15 protein-coding genes and 1 pseudogene are annotated in these 19,461 nt (G+C 47.4%); 3 read left to right on the forward strand and 13 right to left on the reverse strand.

The window, feature by feature from the left end; all coding sequences use genetic code 11:
* The 3 genes and pseudogenes from Q0218_RS06575 to Q0218_RS06585 all read left to right on the forward strand — a co-directional run.
* Positions 1-210 (forward strand): annotated as a pseudogene (locus Q0218_RS06575) (methyl-accepting chemotaxis protein); the annotation flags it as partial.
* 306 nt (positions 211-516) lie between these two features.
* Complete coding sequence (locus Q0218_RS06580; protein WP_297967753.1) at positions 517-3,963, forward strand: DUF748 domain-containing protein; 3,447 nt, start codon at positions 517-519, stop codon at positions 3,961-3,963.
* 698 nt (positions 3,964-4,661) lie between these two features.
* Complete coding sequence (locus Q0218_RS06585) at positions 4,662-5,591, forward strand: ribose-phosphate pyrophosphokinase (RefSeq protein ID WP_297967756.1); 930 nt, start codon at positions 4,662-4,664, stop codon at positions 5,589-5,591.
* 499 nt (positions 5,592-6,090) lie between these two features.
* Here the strand turns inward: Q0218_RS06585 and Q0218_RS06590 are convergent, their stop codons facing one another.
* The 13 genes from Q0218_RS06590 to Q0218_RS06650 all read right to left on the reverse strand — a co-directional run bounded on the left by Q0218_RS06590 (position 6,091) and on the right by Q0218_RS06650 (position 19,239).
* Positions 6,091-6,594: a YqhA family protein gene (locus Q0218_RS06590; RefSeq protein WP_297967759.1), complete on the reverse strand. Its 504-nt coding sequence runs from the start codon at positions 6,592-6,594 to the stop codon at positions 6,091-6,093.
* Positions 6,595-7,291: 697 nt separating this feature from the next.
* Positions 7,292-8,317, reverse strand: coding sequence for an aspartate-semialdehyde dehydrogenase (locus Q0218_RS06595; protein WP_297967761.1), 1,026 nt, complete (start codon positions 8,315-8,317; stop codon positions 7,292-7,294).
* Between the two features lie 395 nt (positions 8,318-8,712).
* The gene (locus Q0218_RS06600; RefSeq protein WP_297967763.1) at positions 8,713-9,882 is read right to left on the reverse strand and encodes a sigma-54 dependent transcriptional regulator; all 1,170 of its coding nucleotides are present in this window, start codon (positions 9,880-9,882) and stop codon (positions 8,713-8,715) included.
* A gap of 11 nt (positions 9,883-9,893) precedes the next feature.
* Positions 9,894-10,271 carry a hypothetical protein gene (locus tag Q0218_RS06605; RefSeq protein WP_297967765.1) on the reverse strand — a complete coding sequence of 126 codons (378 nt, stop codon included), beginning with the start codon at positions 10,269-10,271 and terminating at the stop codon, positions 9,894-9,896.
* The gene (locus Q0218_RS06610) at positions 10,268-10,774 is read right to left on the reverse strand and encodes a lipoprotein required for motility (protein WP_297967768.1); all 507 of its coding nucleotides are present in this window, start codon (positions 10,772-10,774) and stop codon (positions 10,268-10,270) included. Before Q0218_RS06610 ends, Q0218_RS06605 begins: the two co-directional genes overlap by 4 nt.
* 73 nt (positions 10,775-10,847) lie before the next feature.
* Positions 10,848-13,469 (reverse strand): DNA gyrase subunit A, encoded by a 2,622-nt coding sequence (gene gyrA, locus Q0218_RS06615; protein ID WP_297967771.1) that lies wholly within the window; start codon positions 13,467-13,469, stop codon positions 10,848-10,850.
* A gap of 55 nt (positions 13,470-13,524) precedes the next feature.
* On the reverse strand, positions 13,525-14,097 hold the full coding sequence (locus tag Q0218_RS06620; protein ID WP_297967774.1) for a ComF family protein: 573 nt from the start codon (positions 14,095-14,097) through the stop codon (positions 13,525-13,527).
* Positions 14,097-14,657: a YajG family lipoprotein gene (locus Q0218_RS06625; RefSeq protein ID WP_297967777.1), complete on the reverse strand. Its 561-nt coding sequence runs from the start codon at positions 14,655-14,657 to the stop codon at positions 14,097-14,099. The genes Q0218_RS06620 and Q0218_RS06625 overlap by 1 nt, the downstream gene beginning before the upstream one ends.
* A 9-nt stretch (positions 14,658-14,666) precedes the next feature.
* Positions 14,667-15,356 (reverse strand): hypothetical protein, encoded by a 690-nt coding sequence (locus Q0218_RS06630; RefSeq protein WP_297967779.1) that lies wholly within the window; start codon positions 15,354-15,356, stop codon positions 14,667-14,669.
* A 286-nt stretch (positions 15,357-15,642) separates the two neighbouring features.
* Complete coding sequence (lepA, locus tag Q0218_RS06635) at positions 15,643-17,433, reverse strand: translation elongation factor 4 (protein WP_297967782.1); 1,791 nt, start codon at positions 17,431-17,433, stop codon at positions 15,643-15,645.
* A 155-nt stretch (positions 17,434-17,588) separates the two neighbouring features.
* Positions 17,589-17,972 (reverse strand): transporter, encoded by a 384-nt coding sequence (locus Q0218_RS06640; protein WP_297967784.1) that lies wholly within the window; start codon positions 17,970-17,972, stop codon positions 17,589-17,591.
* A gap of 123 nt (positions 17,973-18,095) precedes the next feature.
* Complete coding sequence (locus tag Q0218_RS06645) at positions 18,096-19,052, reverse strand: cation diffusion facilitator family transporter (RefSeq protein ID WP_297967787.1); 957 nt, start codon at positions 19,050-19,052, stop codon at positions 18,096-18,098.
* 52 nt (positions 19,053-19,104) lie between these two features.
* Positions 19,105-19,239, reverse strand: a complete 135-nt coding sequence (locus Q0218_RS06650) for a hypothetical protein (protein WP_297967790.1) — start codon at positions 19,237-19,239, stop codon at positions 19,105-19,107.
* Between the last annotated feature and the right edge of the window lie 222 nt (positions 19,240-19,461).

The raw sequence follows: 19,461 nt of genomic DNA on the forward strand, positions 1-19,461 counted from the left end.
GCAAACGTACTAGCCCAAAGCATCAACGAGATGAGCGAGAGTATCAGGGAGCAAACTAGCGCGATAAATATGATAAACGAGTCCGTAGCCGCCATCGATAACATCACGCGCGAAAATATCTCCATAGTAAACGTCACGAACGACGTAACGGCGCAGATCGACGATATGGCTAAAGTTATCTTAGAAGACGTAAAAAAGAAGAAATTTTAATCTATCTGAAATCTAGGCGAGCAGCGATTATCTCGCCTAGATAGTCCTTACCTCGACTAAAAATCGGCCTTTTAAGCGCGACGTTGCCCCTTTTGTCGCCTAAATTTGGCTTATTAAGCGCGCAAGATTTAAATTTTACCGTCCTAGACTTTCTTAAGTTTATAAATTTCGCGCCTAAATTTAACCTCCGGTTTCATAATTTACGTATCGTAAATCAAGCTTTGGATTTGGCGCTTAAATTTATCAAAATAACCGCTATTTAATCAAATTCCTAGTAAAATCCGCTAAAAAATTAGAGGTAAATTTATGCAAAAAAGTAAAAAAATCGCTCTTATTATCCTAGGCTCGCTCGCAGCCTTGCTACTTATCTACGCGCTCGCGGGCTTTTTTGGCGTTCCTTACGCGCTTAAAAATACCTTGCCAGCAAAGCTAAAGGATATGAACGCGAGTTTTAGCGTAGCGGAGGCTAAATTTAATCCCTTTACCTTCGAGCTAAACGTCACGCGCCCCGAGCTAAACACGACCGCGCCGCTTTTTAGCGCGGAGCAAATCGACGTCAAGCTTAAGCCTTTTTCGCTCTTTAAAAAGCTAGCAGAGGTCGATATCTTGCGCCTTGAAAGCCCAAGCGTAAATATCGCTAGAGACAAAAACGGCACGCTAAATTTAGCTACGTTTTTAGGCGAGTCAAACGCTACTAGCGCCGAAAACAACGAAACTAGCGGCATAAATTTCGCTCTAAACAGCACAAAGATAATCGGCGGCTCGTTTGCCTACTCAGACGAGAGTTTAAAACAGCCTTTTAGCGCCAAAATTGAGGGCATAAACTACGAAATATCTGGCATAAATACCGAGCAAAATAGCGCAGGCAAGCACGTTTTTGACGCAAACTCCACGCTAGCGCAAAAGCTAGACTGGCAGGGCGGTATCGATCTCGCGCCGCTTCGAGTTTACGGCGAGCTTAGCCTAAAGGACTTTAACGTCCGCCCCGTCGCGATTAGTTTCATCGACACGCAAGATCTGCGCATAAATAGCGCCCTTATAAACGCGAAAACCGGCTACGAACTAAACGCGGACGGCGGCGTTATCAAGGCCGCTTTAAAAAACGCCGCTTTAAATTTAAAGTCGTTTGAAGCGCAGCTAGAGGGGCAAAATTTGAGCCTAGAGGAGCTTGATCTGCCAAGCATCGAGATAAGCGCCCTTGCTAGCGAAAAAAGAAGCTTCGCGGCCGATATCGGCGAGATAAAATTTAAAAACACGAGCTTTAAAGGCGAGGCACAGGCAAATTTAAACATGCTAAATTTAAGCGGCGTCGCGCTCAAGGCGGATATAAATGAAAAAGGCGATATGAACGCGTCTGCAGCGCTAAAAACCCTAGGCGTTAGCGGTATAAATTTGACCGAAAAAAGCGTCGGCGAGATAAAGCTAAAAGACGCAAACGCAAGCGAGCTGGGTGCGAAAATAAACGGACAAAATATCGCAGCTAGCCTAAAAAATTTAACTCTTAACGCAGCCTCCGCTCCGGTCGGTAAAAACGGCGCGGCAAGCCTAGAAAAGCTCATCATAAACGCGCCTAAATTTACGCTGGAAAATAACGCCAGCACCGCTTCTATCGGCGAGATAAAAGCTCAAAAAATCGCGCTAAAAACTAAAAATAAAGAGATCGCCGCCGTCGCTGAAATCGGCGTGAAGGATGCGGATCTAGATCTAGCCAAAACGGCGCTACGAATAGGAAGCGTCAGTATAAATAAGCCTAAATTTACAACCGAGTTAAAAGAAAACGGCGAGCTTAGTGCTATTAGCGAGCTTGGGCTAAACGGCGAAAAAACAGCCGCTAAAAAATCAAGCGCCAAAAGCAAAAACGAAAGCGCGAAAAAACCTGCCAAATCTCAAAAAACGGCAGAAAAAACCGCCTCAAAAAAGAGCCAAAAAACCGAACAAAAAAGCGCTCAAGATACAAAGAGCGGATCTAAATTTAGCGTCAAAAACGTTGCCGTTACGGGCGCTGACATAGGTATAACCCATGTCTTTGAGGGGCAAAAGATAGCGCACAAATTTGACGGACTAAATGTAAATTTACAAAATATCAGCGAAAATTTCGGCGTGCCCGTGAGCGCCAAAATCGACATGAAAAGCTCGCAAAAGCTAAATTTGGCGCTAAACGGCAAAATCACGCCTGAACCCCTAAATATCGAAGCGGACGTAAAGCTAAACGACGCAAATTTGCCTCGCTACTTCGCCTACGCTAAAAACTATCTGGACGCGAGCTTAAAAAGCGGCGAGCTAAATGCCGAGCTAAACGTAAAATACGCCGCGGACGCCTCCGTAAGCGGTAAGGCAAATATCGCAAATATCGAGCTTGCGGACGGCTCTGGCGATAAGGTTTTTGCCTTTAAAAACCTCAAACTATCTAAAATTTCGTTTGCGAAAAATTTCTTAAATTTAGAGCGCGTGACTCTTAGCGCGCCGTTTTTAAAGACGCATCTAAACAAAGAGCGCGAGTTAAATTTAAGCCGCCTCGTAAAAAATAAAGACGGCGCCAAGGCCGAAAAAACCGCAAACGCCGAGCCTAAAAAAACTAGCATCGCCGACAAAAAAGACGCAAAAACCGAGCATAAAGCAAATGACGCTAAAGCCGCTAAACAAGACAAAAAAGAGGGCGATTTCGGATTTGCCGTGAAGCAAATTTTAGTAGAGGGCGGCGAGGTAGATTTTTCGGATGCATCGCTATTTATGCCTTTTGCTACGAGGATAGCTAAGCTTGAGGGCGTGCTATTTGAAGTGGATCAAAAACGCCCTACGATGGGTACTTTTGAAGGCGTGGTCGGCAAGAGCGGCTTTAGCAAGATCGGGCTAAAGCTACTGCCGTTTGATCTTAAAAAAAGCACCGAGATAAAACTAGGTTTTAAAGATATAGATCTAAAAGATGTGACGCCGTATAGCGGGCAGTTTTTGGGCTATAAGATAGAAAAAGGCAAGCTAAATTTGACCCTAAACTACGAGGTTGCGGACTCTAAGCTAAAAGGCAGCAACATAGTAAATCTAGACACGCTAACTCTAGGCGAAAAGGTCGAGTCTAAAGACGCGGTAGATCTGCCTTTATCGCTTGCTATCTCGATACTAAGCGATCAAAACAATCAGATAAATATCGACCTGCCGGTAGAGGGCGATCTAAACGACCCTGATTTTAAATACGGCGGCATCGTCTGGGCGGCGGTAAAAAAACTTTTTGCCGATATTACGCTAGCTCCGTTTAGATTTTTGGGAAACGCGCTGGGGCTAGGCAGCGAGGATCTAAGCACGATCGACTTTATGGCTGCTAGTAACGAGCTCATAGTCTCCGAGCAGGCTAAGATAGGCGACTTTATCAAGCTAACGAGCGCAAAGCCTAAGATGAAGCTAAGCATAACGCCCGTGTACGCGGACGTCGATGAAGAGGCGTTTAAAAACGAAAAGCTAAACGCTAAGATTGCTCAAACTATGGCGCAAACGGGCAAAGACTATGCAGGCGCGTTAGCGATCCTAGCTCCGGGCGTCAAAGACGGCGACGAAAAAGCGCAACGAGAAGCGGCGCTAAAGGGTATCGAAGTAGAAAAAGAAAGGCTAATAAAGCTAGCTAACTCGCGCGCGCAGGTAGTAAAAGACGCGCTGGTCAAAGCGGGCCTAGATCAAAACAGGATCGAGATCAAAAAACCTGAAAAAACGGACGCTAAGCAAGGAGAATACGCAAGCGTGATGATGGGAGCGACGCAGTAAGTTTGCGCCAGGGTTTTGTATTTTGCCGCGCTTAGTGTGGCTTGCGGTAGAGTTTTTGTGCAGTTTTGCTTTTAGCGCGCTTGCGGATATTTTTGCCGGACTGCGGGCTAAGGCATGACGTAGGAGAGAAATTGTGCCAAAGCTTTGTCGCGCGCAGCCTTGCTCGGCTCATTTGCGCCTTGTTTGTTGGCTGTGCTAGCTTTAGCTTTGCCGACTTGGCTTATACTGCGGGCAAGACCTAGCTTTTCGCGAAATTTGGCGTACGCAGCCGTAAAACCGCCTAATTTTATATTTTTAAAAGCCGTGAACGCGGCGAAAAATGCTTCGTTGCCGCCTTTGTTCGAAATTAAAACTAAAATTTTAGATTTACTTGCCTAGTATCCAAAAAACGCCAAACACAGCCCGCTTTATGGTCTAAATGCGTTTGGCGTCTGCTTTTTTGCAGGCGGTTTTGTTTAAATTTAGCCGCCTGCGCAAAACTGCAGCCTAAAATCTAAATTTTGCGCCCGCAAGACCGAGATGCCGCCAAATTTACCCAAGCCTACTAAAAGCGCTAAAGAAGGCTGCTTACTTCCTGCGCAAAATCTTGCGCTTTAAGCTTTAGGACTACGTAAAAATCTCAAATTTAGCCGCAAAATCTACGAATTTAAGTTTTAGTTCGGTAAAATTGAGCAAAAATTTCACAAAGGCAAATCGTTATGAGAGGTTACAAAATCTTTTCGGGCACCGCAAACGTAGAGTTTTCAAAGAAAATTTCGCATTATTTATCGCTTCCGCTTAGCGAAGCCACGATCAAACGCTTTAGCGACGGCGAGATCAGCGTGCAGATCGGCGAGAGCGTGCGCGGCAAGGACATTTTCATCATCCAGCCTACCTGCGCGCCCGCAAACGTAAATTTGATGGAGCTTTTGATCCTAACCGACGCGCTTAAGCGTAGCTCGGCTAGCTCGATAACGGCGGTGGTGCCGTATTTCGGCTACGCGCGCCAAGACCGCAAGGCCGCTCCTCGCGTGCCTATCACGGCAAAGCTCGTGGCAAATATGATGCAAACGGCAGGCATCGATCGCGTCGTCACGATCGACCTTCACGCGGGTCAAATTCAGGGCTTTTTTGATATCCCCGTCGATAACCTCTACGGTTCGATCATCTTTAACGACCACATAAAAAACAAAAATCTCAAAAATCCAATCATCGCTAGTCCCGATATCGGCGGCGTCGCGCGCGCTAGAAGCGTCGCAAAAGCCCTAAATCTCGACATCGTCATCGTCGATAAACGCCGCGAAAAAGCCAACGAAAGCGAAGTAATGAACGTGATCGGCGACGTAGCGGGCAAGGACGTGATACTAGTCGATGATATGATCGACACTGGCGGCACGATAGTAAAGGCGGCAAAAGTCTTTAAAGAGCGCGGCGCAACCTCGGTAATAGCGTGCTGCACGCATGCGGTGCTCTCGGGCAAAGCCTACGAAAACCTTGCAGACGGTGCGTTAGACGAGCTAGTTGTTACCGACACGATACCGTTACGCGAAGAAAACGAAAAGATAAAAGTGCTTAGCGTCGCTCCGATTTTTGGCGAGGTGATCAGACGCGTGTATCACAACGAAAGCGTAAATTCGCTATTTGACTGATTTTAGGCGATGCTTTGGTTGCCTATTTTGATTAAATTTACCCCTTGACGGCGCATGCGACGAGTCTGCGCCGTTTAAATTTATACCTATTCTTTAAAATATCAAATTTAACTTCCGATTTACGAGCCGAAAATTCAAATCAATTTTGGTTTATGCCGTAAAGATGCAGGTCGTGCCGATCAAATTTAACTGCGTCAAATTTGCTCAAAAAAGACTGAAATTAAACGTAACTTTTCACGTTTTTTTCACGGAGTGAAAAGTGAAATAATTTATATTATTTTGGTTAATTTTGTAATCCTAAATTTAATCCCTAAAGCCCTTAAAATCGGCATTTGTCGCTAAAGTAGAACTTAAATTTATATAGTTTTAAATTTGGGTAAATTTTGAAATAAAACTTAATGATAAAGGCAAAATTTAAAAGTTATTCACATGCGGCACGGCGGTAAAATTTGAAGAGAAAATTAAAAAAACGAGCCCGAAGTCAGGCTCGCAAAAAGCCTCAGTGCTCGCCTTTGTGTAGGAAATAAAGCCCTAAGCAAAGCGCCAAAATCGAGGCGGTGAGATAGGTCATCTCAAGCGGCGTGGTGAAATTTGCGTGCAAAACGCGCTGGAAAAAGTTAACGATAAGAACCATGATGATGACTTTGCCCAGTTTGTCTTTGAGCTCGTCTAGCGAGTGCACCTCAAGGACTTTGCTCTGCTTGGACTTCTTAAGCTCCTCGATCTCGGAGATAAATAGCTCATAAATGCCGAAGCTAAAGATATAAAGCACGAGCGCCATGAGATAAAGGTCGATCGCGCCCACGATCTCGCCGACGACGTCGGAGTGGAAGTTCTCGGGGTGAAAATCGCCGAAAAAGTAGTGATAGACATTGATGAAAACCTTGCCTACGTCGTAGCTGGCGATAACGAAAAGTACGATCGCGCCGAGCAAGCCAAAGACTACTGGCAGGAGTGTGAAGTTGTTGCTAAAGAGCAGAATTTTTTCAAAAGCTTTACGCATTAATTTCCTTTGTTGAAAAATAAAACGCGTATTTTATAGTATTTTTCTTAAAATTGAGACGGGTTTACGCTAAATAAATTTAAGACGGATTATGAGATTTGGGCGAAATTTAGCCTAAATTTCGTTTTATTCAAATTTTTAGAGGTGTTTTGCGACGTTTGAGCTTTTTGACGAGGAGAAATTATCTATCGATTTGACGTTTAAAATAGGCGAGCGGTTAGGCTTTAGGCGCAAATAAGCTAGCTGTTTTGCCTTGCCACTACGCTTAAAGCCCGGGTTTAACGGCTATAAATTTTGCCTAAGTCAAACTTTGTTTGACAGAAAGTCGCGCAAACCTAGCTCGGTATGCCGAAATTTAAATACTGATTTAATACCGAGGTCGTCAAATCATGCCCGAATCCGGAGCCAAATTTGCCGTAAAAACCGGGGCGGGGATAAATTATAAAGCTTAATTTTTGAGCAAAATTAGCCGCATGCCGGCGCCGTATAACGCATGGGAAAGCGCATTAAATTTACGGGTCGCATAAGACGGATATAAAGGCAAATGTAAGAAGTTTGCGTCGAGTAAAAACCGCAGACATTTAAATCGCAAGTAAAAATAAAAGCCGGGGTGCTCTATACGTAATTTTTGCGACCGGGCCTGAAAAAATTTGCCAAATTCTAAAAAATTCGGCAAATTTAAACAAAATACGGGCGATTATTCCTGCATCTCTATCCATTTTTGCGCGATTCTTACGGCATTGGTCGCCGCTCCCACGCGGATCTGGTCGGCGCTGCACCACAGATGAAGGACGTTTTTGCGGTAGTTATCCGTGCGGATGCGTCCGACGTAGGTTTCGTTGGTGTCGCTTGAGATGCTCGGCATCGGGTATTTTTTCGCGGCTGGCTCGTCCACGACCACGATGCTAGGCGCTTTGCGCAGGACTTCACGGGCGGTTGTGGCGTCCACGTCTCTGTCAAAATGAATCGTGATAGCCTCTGAGTGGCTGCGAAGCACCGGCACGCGCACGCAGGTCGCGCTCACTTCCATATTTTTGTGGAGGATTTTTTGGGTCTCATTGACCATTTTCATCTCTTCTTTCGTGTAGTCGTTGTCCAAAAATACGTCGATGTGCGGGATAACGTTAAACGCTAGCTGGTGTGCGAATACCTTCGGCTCGCACTCATCAAGCTTAAACTCGAAAAACTTTTGTAGCTGCACGACTAGCTCCTCCATGCCCTCTTTACCCGCGCCCGAAGCCGCCTGATAGGTCGAGACGTCCACGCGGTTGATGCCGTACGCGTCGTCTAGCGGTTTTAAAATTTGCACCATTTGGATGGTCGAGCAGTTCGGGTTGGCGATGATGCCGCGGGTTTTCCACTGCGCGATGTCTTGCGGATTGCACTCGGGCACGACCAATGGCACGTCCGCGTCCATCCTAAAGTGGCTGGTGTTGTCGATGACGACCGCGCCGCTGGCGGCTGCAAATTTGGCGTATTTTTCCGATACCGATCCGCCCGCGCTAAAAAACGCTATGTCGATCTCGTGCTCGTCAAAAACGGTCTCGGTAAGCTCCACGACTTTGTAATTTTTGCCTTTAAACTCTATTTGGGTGCCTGCGCTTTTCGCGCTTGCTAGCGGTAGTAGCTCGCCCACCGGGAAATCCACCTCCTCCATAACGCGGAAAAGTTCCTCTCCGACTGCACCCGTCGCGCCTACGACGGCAACGTTAAATTTTCTCATTTTAGACTCCTTTGTTTTTACTTCTCGGTCCGGCAAAGCCCCTGCGACAAGCCTCTTTGGCTTGATCTGGCGCCAAAGACTCGTCAGGCTTTGCGGACTAAATTTTTGTTTGTTTCTTAGACGGCGAGCCGTCTTGCGGTTAGTCTCGTCGGTTGCGTCACGCGCTTAAGACCAAACTTGTTTCGCGGACTAAATTTGGGTTTTGGCATAAAAAGCTAATCGCGACCGCTCTTGTTCACTAAATTTAACTCAAATTTGCGATTAAATTTTACTTCTTGCCGGCTCAAATTTGCCAAACTGCACGTCGCGTTTTCAGCGTCGCCGTCTCGGCCGGCTAAATTTAAAATTTAAGCTAAAATTTCGCTTATTTTACTCGCGTGAAGCTTAAATTTAAGCTACTTTCTGCTGCGAGCTTGTAAAAAAAGATCGCCTGGTTGTATCTCCTCGCTTTCGCTTAGGATCGCCGCTCGCTGCACGACGGAGATTAGCTCGCGGATATTGCCCGGAAAATCGTATTTTTGAAGCTCTTTAACGGCGGACTCGGAAAAATGTTTCGCCCCAAGGCCGAATTCGCCGCAGCTTTGCTCTAAAAAACGCTCCGCGATAGGCAAGATCTCCTCTTTGCGCTCTCTTAGCGGCGGGATAGCGACGGGAACGGTATTTAGGCGGTAAAACAGATCCTCTCTAAATTTACCGCTTTGTATGAGTTCGGGCAGGTCGGCATTGGTCGCTGAAACGATACGAACGTCGATTTTGATGCTTTTTGTCGCGCCAAGGCGCGTGATCTCGCGCTCCTGGATCGCGCGCAGGAGCTTTGGCTGCAAATTTATAGGCATCTCGCCGATCTCGTCTAGAAATAGCGTGCCGCCGTCGGCTAGCTCAAACTGCCCCTTTTTCATCGCCGAAGCGTCGGTAAATGCCCCTTTTTCAAAGCCGAAAAGCTCGCTTTCTATCAAATTTTCTGGGATCGCGGCCATGTTTATCGCGATAAACGGGCCGTCCTTGCGCGGCGAGTTTTTATGGATAAATTTAGCAAAAAGCTCCTTGCCCACGCCGCTTTCGCCCATCAGCATCACCGAAGCGTCCGTTTTTGCGACGCGCTTGCTTAAATTTAGGGCGTACTCAAGCGCGGGCGAGCTGGCGGCAAAATCGCTAGAATCTACGCTGGAGCTCGTGCGTTCTTCGGTTAAATTTACGTGAATATTCGGAGCTTTTTGTTTTAAAAACTCTACTCTTTTAATCGCCTCATAAAGCATCTGCACATCAAAAGGCTTGGTTAAAAAATCCTTTACGCCAAGACGCATACTCTCTATGGCTTTGTTTAGCGAGGCGTTGCCGGTTATGATGATGACGTCAAATTTGCCCTCCAGGCGCTTGATAAACTCCAGCCCGTCCATTTGAGGCATATTGATATCCGTAATAATTAAATCGGTATTTTCGTCCATTTTTTTGAGAGCCTCGACCGCGCTTTTATAACTTTTGATTTTTAGATCATCGTATTCGCCAAGCGCGATTTCAAGGGACTTGCGCATATTGATGTCGTCTTCTACTATCACTATGTTCATTTTTACTCTCTTTACTTTTTGTTTTTAAAAACGCTAATGATAGCTGAATTTGGCTTAAATTTTACAGTAAAACGTACGGGAAATAGCGTAAGGTCGGTTGCTGAGTTTATATTTTTGTTGCGTTGGACGAAGCGATCTTCTACTTTAAATTTATAAGGCAAAAAGCACTCGAAAAGCTCGTTTTTGTGTAAATTTAAAAACTCTAGCGAGCTTTGAGCGGGCTGCTTGGAAGCGCCTATTTCGCATAGGTACTCATACTCTAGCCCGCTTAGAACCATTGCCTTTGAAAGCGCGATATCGTCATAAACTACGGTGTAATTTTTAGTGGAGATTTTGGCCCAGAGGATAAACTCCTCCGAGCCGTAGAGAAGCGCCGCAGCGGCAATCAATAAGCAAAAATTTCTTGCCACTTGTTTTGGTCTATTTTCATTTCCATTCTGACGCGATAAAGCCCGTCTTTAAAGTCGTGCTCGACGATGGAAGCGTTTTTGATGAGGCCTGCGACCTGAGACGTGATGGTGGAGTCTCTAAGCATCGCGTCTCTAACCGTGTCTTTGGAGTTTATCTTGACGCCGTAGAGTTTCTCGGCTAGTTGCCTATGCGCATCCGCGATGGCTGCGCGCTTGGCTAGAGCTAGCGACTGCGCTTGCGAAACGGCGTTGGTCGGAGCGATACCCTCGCCCACGGCGCCGAATACCGCATCAACGGGTTCGATATCGTATATCATTTTTTCTTGCTTCATTACGTTCCTGATATCTTCTTTATCGACCTTTTGTATGACGATATCTTGTTTTGCCGACGTGGCGTCGTCGGAGGAAAAAGGGTTGTTAAAGGAACAACCGCTCGTCAAAAAGGCTACCGCGCCTAAAACCGAGAATGTAATTTTTTTCATTCTTAAACCTTTAAATTTAGTTTTTTCTTCATTTATAAATCTACTAGCAAATTGTATTCCAAAAGTACTAAATTCATTCTAAATTTTCTAGCGTCTCTTCGCCTAAATCTTCGCCGTCTTCCTCGGCTTTAGGGCATTTAGCGATGCTAACCACGTCGTCGCCGTCTACGTTTACTACGATGACGCCGCTGGTGTTGCGGCCGGCTTTGCGGATGCTTTGCATATCGACGCGTATCATCTTGCCGCTTGAGGTTAGAGCCATCAGGTCTTGTTCGTCATCGACCATTACGACGCCGATCAGATCGCCGGTGCGGTTAGTTAGCTTCATGCAGATCACGCCCTTGCCGCCGCGATTTGTTAGGCGGTATTCGTCTGCGGTAGTGCGCTTGCCGATACCTTTTTGAGATATGCTTAGCACTTCTTGTTCGTTGCTTTCGATGACGGCTGCGCCTACGACCTCGTCGCCGGCTTCTTTAAATTTAATACCCGTCACGCCGCGAGCCGTTCTGCCCATCTGGCGGACTTTGCTGAGTTTAAATTTGAGGCACATTCCCTTTTTGGTCACGATAAACAGCATCTTTTCGCTATCGTCGCTTCCTTCGGCCGCGTTCTCGTCGTTTTCCTCGCTATTTTCTTCGTCGATCTGAGCTTCTATCGCCTCTATCTCGTTTATCTCGGTCTCTACGCCAAGCTCGTCGATTAGATTTATCGGCTCTTCCTCGCCCTCAACGATGAGAGCCGTTACTAGCTCGTCGTTCTCGTCTAGGCTGATAGCGCGTACGCCGATAGAGCGGATATTTTTAAATTCGCTCAAATTCGTGCGTTTTACGATGCCGTTTTTAGTGAAAAACGCGAGCGATTTACTCTCCGCAAAATCAGTCGTCGGGATGATCGCCTTGATCTTTTCGTCAGGCTGCAGCTGGATGAGATTTACTACCGCTTTGCCTTTTGCCGTGCGGCTTCCTTCAGGGATCTTATAGACTTTGAGCCAGTAGAGCTGTCCGCGGTCTGTCACGAACATCAGCGTATCGTGAGTGTTGCTAGTAAAGAAGCTCTCGATAAAGTCGTCGTCGTATGTAGTTACCGCGACCTTGCCCTTACCGCCGCGTTTTTGCTTCTCGTACTGCTTGCTCGGCACGCGCTTGATGTAGCCTCGGTGCGTGATGGTTACGACCATGTTTTCGTTAGGGATGAGATCTTCGATATCGATGTCGTCGTAGTCGTCCACGATCTCGGTGATGCGCGGCACTTTAAATTTATTTTTTATCTCAAGCAGCTCGTCTTTGATTAGTTTTTCTAGCAAGGTTTCGCTCTTTAAAATTTCATCAAGGCGCGCGATCTCAGCCATCAGCTCGGCTAGTTCGGCCTCTAGTTTTTCGCGCTCTAAACCCGTTAGCTTGCTTAGCCTCATATCTAGGATGGCGTTTGCTTGCAGCTCGCTAAGGCCGAATTTTGCCACCAAACCCTCGCGAGCGCTAGGCGTGTCGGCGCTACTTTTGATGAGTTCGATCACCTCGTCGATATTATCTAGCGCGATCTTTAAGCCCTCTAAAATATGCGCTCTAGCGCGGGCTTTTTCTAGGTCAAATATCGTGCGGCGGATGATGACGGTTTTTCTGTGATTTAAAAATAGCTTCAAAAGCTCGATTAGGTTAAATACCTTCGGCTCTTTGTTGTTTATCGCAAGCATTATGACGCCAAACGTGCTCTCCATCGTCGTGGATTTAAAGAGATTGTTTAGCACGATGTCGCTCATCGCGTCGCGTTTTAGCTCGATTACGACGCGGATACCGTCCTTGTCGGACTCGTCGCGCACTTCGCTGATGCCTTCGATCTGTTTTTCTTTAACCAGCTCGGCGATCTGCTCGATGAGGCGGGCTTTGTTCGTCTGATACGGTAGTTCATCTACCACGATGACGTCTTTGTTCGGCTTTTTTTCGATGTGAGTTTTGGCGCGTAGTTTGACGCGGCCGCGTCCAGTGCGGTAGGCCTCGATGATGCCTTTTTTGCCAAATATTATCCCGCCCGTCGGGAAATCTGGCCCTTTTATGTACTGCATCACCTCTTCTAGCGTCGCATTTTTATTTTCAAGCACGAGCAAAAGCCCGTCGATTAGCTCGTCAAGGCTGTGCGGCGGGATATTCGTCGCCATACCGACGGCGATACCGCTAGAACCGTTTAGCAGCAAATTCGGCACGCGGCTAGGCAGTACGTCTGGCTCGGTCTCTCTGTCGTCGTAGTTTGGGATAAAATCAACCGTATCTTTTTCGATATCGCGTAAAATTTCTTCGGTGAGATTGGTCATCCTGGCTTCGGTATAACGCATCGCAGCTGCGCCGTCGCCGTCAATGGAGCCGAAGTTGCCTTGGCCGTCGACCGCTGGATAGCGCATGGAAAATTTCTGAGCCATACGCACGAGCGCATCGTAAACGGCCGTATCGCCGTGCGGGTGGTACTTACCGATGACGTCGCCCACGATACGCGCGGATTTCATATACGGGCTACGGCTGCCGACTCCTAGGTTGTTCATCGCGTAGAGGATGCGTCTATGAACGGGTTTTAGACCGTCTCTAGCGTCAGGCAGGGCGCGACCGACGATGACGCTCATCGAGTAGTCGAGGTAGCTCGTTTTTATCGACTCCTCGATATCGACGGCTTGGATGTCTTGATTTTGATTGAGTAGATTTTCTTCCATTTTTATCCTTAAAATTTACTGCCTGATTCTAGCTTAAATTTGATTAAAATTTAATTTAATACCTCGCATCCGCAAGCGTCAGCGCAAAAAGCACCTCGCAGCCGGCTTTTTGTAGCGTCTGTCTGGCTTCATCTATCGTAGTGCCCGTCGTCACGATATCGTCTATCAAGATAACCGGAAATTTAGGCCTTTTTAAAAGCTTAAAATTTCGCGGATTTTTTAGGCGAAAGGCGAGATCCTTGCCGTGATAGCTGACGTTTGAGCTCGCGTGCAAACAGGCGTAAAGCGGATGGATTTCCGCACTTTTTAAGGCGCGAGCTAGGATCGCCGTATGCGAGTAGCCGCTAGTCGTTTTGTCGTCAATCGGCACAGCGTTTACGGGAGAGCCGAAGCAAAATTTGCTAGAAAAAATTTTAAAACTCAAATTTGCGAGTGCGCCGTAAACGAAAGAGCCGTGAAATAGGTGCTTTGAGTGGAGTAAATTTTTAACTTCGGAGTAGTCAAAAAAGCTGTAAATTTTAAAATCGCCGTCCAAAACGCGCGTCCTTGCGGGCGAGGCGAGCAGGTGATCTTTGCAAATTTTACAGATCACGCCCAGACTCAGATGCCCGCAGTTAGCGCATCTCATCAGCTTTTTAGGATCTGGATCGCCGCGCGTTTTACGATGTCTTGTAGTAGCTCGTCAAAAAAGCTCTTAAACGCGCCGCTCGTGTGAATCGGGGCAAATTTGGTCTGCTCTTGAGAGACGTTTTTGGTGATGGTCTGATCGCCTCTATGCACCGTTATCGCGAGCTTTGCCGAGCCTTTTAGGTTGTCGGTGGAGTAGCCGCTTAGATTTGCTTTAAGCTCGACGATCCGCACGTCCACGACGATATCGCCAAAGTCGCTCAAATTGGCACCCAGGCGCTTTAGCTCGGTGCTAAGGCCGTCTTGTAGCCAGCTCTCGATGCTGTTTTGCAGCGTGACGTACTCCTTGACGTTGCCGTTGCTACCCGTGATCGTGGCGACTATGCTTTTGTTGGCGCGAGCGTCCTCGATGCTATTTATACGGATATTTTTTTGGTAGCCCATCTGGTTTGAAGTTGATTGATACGGGGTCAAATTTAACACCGAGCTACGCTGCGAACATCCGCTCATAACCGCGGCAAAAAGCGCGGCGGCAAGGGCGTAAAAAGCTAATTTTTTCATACTTTTCCTTTATAGTTTTGATATCTCTTCGGCGGCTTTGTTGGCAGCTTGTTTAACCAGAAGGTAGACGTAGAGGTTAAAATCCTGCGTATCCTCGGCCTCGAGCTTACGTACGTCTTGTCTGGTGGAGATGTTTAGCACGCGGGTTTTGTTTATGTTTTTGACGCCTAGTTTGCCTTTCATCGCCGCGCTTAGATACTGCGACGGTTCGCTATATGAGGCTGCGTAGTCGGTAAATGCAAAATCCACGCGGTAGGTGTAAGGCGAGGTCTGGCTATCCACGACCATGATGCCGCGGTTTAACAGCTCGTCTTGTAAGAAAAGGTGAAAAAGCCTCTCAAGGCGCTCTTTTGGATAGAGCATTTTCGCGCCGTTTTTGGAGATAAATTTTATGCCGCTATCCGCTGCTCTTTCGTCGGCTATTTTGTGGATATAGACTTTTTTGATAGCCGCGCTCGTGTCGATCCTGCTTTGAGCGATGCAGCATTTTATCGCGACGTCGCTAGTGTAGTCCGTGCCGTTTATCTTGATATCCTGACCGCCGCTAGCGCATGAGGATAGCGGTGCCTTGATACGCATTACTTCTTTGTAGCCTTTGGCGTTGCCGCTCTCGGTTTGAGCGACCTCCGGCGAGCTCTCGAACAGCCCGAAACATCCCGTAAAAAGGAACGCCGCAAATAAAAGTATAAAATTTTTCATAAAAATCCTTTCGTAAATTTTACATCGCGCAAGCAAAATTCTATCCAAATTTGAGATGAATTTCCAAATTTGCGTAAAATTTGGAGGAAATTGGAAATTTGTATAAATTTTATTAAGTTTGATTTTTGAGATTTTAAAATCGGATATAGCGTCAAATTCGGCATTTTCGCGGTGCGGGTCTGGGCGGGTCAAATTTGCAAATTTGAGCTCAATTTTGATCGCAAGATAATAAAAAGCGGCCGCGAGCGTAGCGAATAACTCCGCAAAACGCTCGCAAGACGCGCCGCTAGTCTATTTTTAAAACGCTTAAAAACGCCTCTTGCGGCAAATTTACCTTGCCGATGGCTTTCATGCGCTTTTTGCCCTCTTTTTGCTTTTCGAGTAGCTTACGCTTACGCGTGATATCGCCGCCGTAGCACTTGGCGGTTACGTTTTTGCCCATAGATTTTACCGTTTCGCGCGCGATGACTTTGTTGCCGATGCTGGCTTGTATCGCCACCTCAAAGAGCTGGCGCGGCACGATTTCTTTCATCGCTTTGACGAAGTCGCGTCCTTTGGACTGGGCTTTACTTTCGGGCACGATGATAGAGAGCGCGTCCACGGTCTCGCCCGCGACTTTGATATCAAGCTTGACTAGATCGCCCACGCGGTAGTCGCTAGGCTCATAGTCAAAGCTCGCGTAGCCTTTGGTGCTAGATTTTAGCTTGTCGTAAAAGTCCATCACGATCTCGTTCATCGGGATGTCGTACTCGAGCAGCACGCGCTCTGGCGTGATGTAGTCCATCTTAGTCTGCACGGCGCGGCGGTTGTTTAGCAGCGTGATGATGTTGCCCAAAAACTCGCTTGGAGTGATGATCGTGGACTTGACGTAGGGTTCTTTGATATGTTCGATTTTATTGACAGGCGGGAGCTGGCTTGGGTTTTGGATACGTAAAATTTGACCGTCAGTTTGTACGACTTCGTAGGTCACGGTCGGAGCCGTGGCGATGAGGTCTAGGTCAAATTCGCGCTCCAAACGCTCCTTGATAACCTCCATATGCAGTAGCCCCAAAAATCCGACGCGAAAGCCAAACCCAAGCGCGACCGAGGTTTCCGGCTCGTAGCTAATGGAGCTGTCGTTTAGCTTGAGTTTATCCAGAGCGTCGCGCAGATCTTCAAATTTGTCCGTTTCGATCGGATAAAGCCCCGCAAATACGAACGGCTTAGCCCGCTCAAAGCCGCCGACCGGCTCTTTTACGGGGTTACGAGCTAGCGTGATCGTATCGCCTACCTGCACGTCGCTCACGTTTTTTAGCCCGAGCACTACGATGCCGACCTCGCCCGCGCTCAAATTTGCCGTTTTTATCGGCGCGATCGGATTTGGATACATGAGATCTAGCACGATATGTTTTTTGCCCGTGCCCATGACTAGGATTTCGTCGTTTTTCTTTAGCTCGCCGTCATAGACGCGCACGAGCGCTAGCGCGCCCAGATAGTTGTCAAACCAGCTGTCGTAGATGAGCGTTTTTAGCGGTTTTTCAGCCTCGCCGCCGGGGGCCGGGATGCGCGTGATGATGGCTTCTAGCAGCTCTTTGATGCCGATGCCCGTTTTTGCGCTGACCTCGATCGCTCCGCTGCAATCAAGCCCTATAACGTGCTCGATCTCGTTTTTTACGCGCTCAGGATCGGCTGCGGGGAGGTCGATTTTATTGATAACGGGGATGATTTCGAGGTTGTTTTCTAGCGCGATATAGACGTTTGCGATGGTTTGCGCCTCTACGCCCTGAGAAGCGTCTACGACAAGCAGCGCGCCCTCGCAGCTAGCTAGCGAGCGGCTTACTTCGTAGCTAAAATCAACGTGGCCCGGAGTGTCGATCAAATTTAGGACGAAATTTTGCCCGTCTAGCGCGTAGTTTAGGCGCACGGACTGAGCCTTGATCGTAATGCCGCGCTCTTTTTCGATGTCCATGGTGTCCATGATTTGCGAGCTCATCTCGCGGTCGCTAACGGCTCCACACTCCTGTATAAGGCGGTCTGCGAGCGTGGATTTGCCGTGGTCGATATGAGCGATGATGCTAAAATTTCTGATGTTTTTCATGAAATCCCTAGTTAAATTTTGGGCGATTGTATAAAAATTTTCGTTAAAGTAGAGTAAATTTATGTTTGATTAAGTTGGCAGGCTCAAATTTAACGGGCGGCGGTTTGCGGCGGGGGGATTTGGGGTAAATTTGACGAGGGTTTTGCCCGTAAAATTTAACGTAAATTTTGAAATTTTTCACATGCGCCGCAGATAACCACGCAGAGCGAATATAAAAAACAGATATATGCCGCAAGCGGGACAAAAGCGAAAAATCCAGAAGCATAAACTAGAGCGTTTAGCCCGTATGTCGCATTTGCGAGTGCGGGTATATGATATGTCCAAAGCTCAGGCTTTTCAAAAGGAGTGTCGATAGCGTTGAAATACAAAGCCAAATTTAGCGCTAGCAGTAACAAAAATATATAATTCTTTTTTATAAAAGGAAAAGCGGCGCAAACCAAGGCTACTGCGAAATTTAGCGCGATAAGAAAACCTATATAATTACCGTCCCCAAGGGCGCAATGCAGGCCGAAAATCACGACTAGTATATATTTTTTCATCTAAATTCGCCCCTTTTATAAAAATGAGTCGATTTAAATTTTAGCAAAAATTTATTCGTTTCGGGCTGCGGATTTGATTTGATATGCTAGATCGCGAAATTTCGCTCCAAATTTGCCCAAATTTTAATGACTATGCCCCAAATGTCCGCCCGCATCGTTTGACTTTACTTCGCAGATGAGCTCGTTAGCGCATTCGTTATCGCTGCTCTCAAGCTGTAGCGTCGTGTGCGTGATGCCCAGATGCTCCATTTCGTGCGATATTTTGCGCAAGATCCGCTCCGCCTCGCGCACGCTCAGCTCGCCGCTAACTACGATGTGAGCCGTGAGCGCGTTTGCGCCGCTCGTGATGCTCCAGACGTGCAGGTCGTGCACCGAAAGTACGCCGTCCACGCCCCTGATCTGCGCGACGAGCCCGTCCAGGCACACGCCCTTTGGCGAGCCCTCCATCAGGATGTTTAGGCTGTCTTTTAGCACGCCCCAGCCGCTTTTTACGATGAGCGCGGCCACGAGCACGCTAGCCGCCGCGTCCGCCCAGCCCCAGCCAAAGCACATCATCAGTAGTGCCGCCGTGATCGCGCCCACCGAGCCCAGGGCATCGCCCAGCACGTGTAGGTAGGCGCCGCGCATATTGACGTTTTCTCTCACGTCGCCGCCGCGCAGCATATATAGCGCCACGACGATGTTTACGGCAAGACCCAGCGTGCTGATAGCAAGCATACCCGCGGTAGCTACTTCGGGCGGGTTTTGAAAGCGCCTGGCCGCCTCGATGACGATCAAAACGGCGATCGCGACGAGGGCGAGGGCGTTTATCGTCGCGGTTAAAATTTCGATCCGCCTGTAGCCGAAGGTCTTTTGCAGATTGCCTTTGCGTTCGCCGAATTTAAACGCAAGCAGCGAAAGCCCGAGCGCCGCTGCGTCTGATAGCATGTGCCCGGCGTCCGAGAGCAGGGCGAGCGAGTTCGTCGCCAAGCCGCCCGCGACCTCAACCAGCATAAAAGCGGATATTATAAGGAAGGAATTTCTCAAAACGACCTTGTTTGACGTGTGCGAATGCGCGCAATGGGCGTGATTTTCGTGCATATTGACCTCGTTTTTCGGCAAATTTTAGGTACATTATACCCCAAAAAAGCGCTTAAATTTTAGCAAAATCTCCCTCTAACTCGACGTTTACGCGCTTGCCTATGTCTTTTAATTTGCTAAACTCTTCCACTAGCCTCGGCGCGTCGTCAAGACTGATCGCAAACGTCTTAAATGCGCTATTTTGCATAAATCTCCTTCGGTTAAAATCGTGCGGATTTTAGCTGATTTTAAATTTCGCGTCAAATTTTTTTGAAAATTTTTATTGTAACTCTTGACATTACAACAAAATTTGAGTATACTTCGCTCATCAGTTGTAAGTTATAATATTACAACAAAAAATTACAAGGAGAAAAAGATGTCAAACTACAAGATCGTTTCAACGAAAAATGAACCGAGAGTTGAGCTAAAA

This window comes from uncultured Campylobacter sp. (assembly GCF_938039245.1).
In the GTDB taxonomy this organism is placed as follows: domain Bacteria; phylum Campylobacterota; class Campylobacteria; order Campylobacterales; family Campylobacteraceae; genus Campylobacter_A.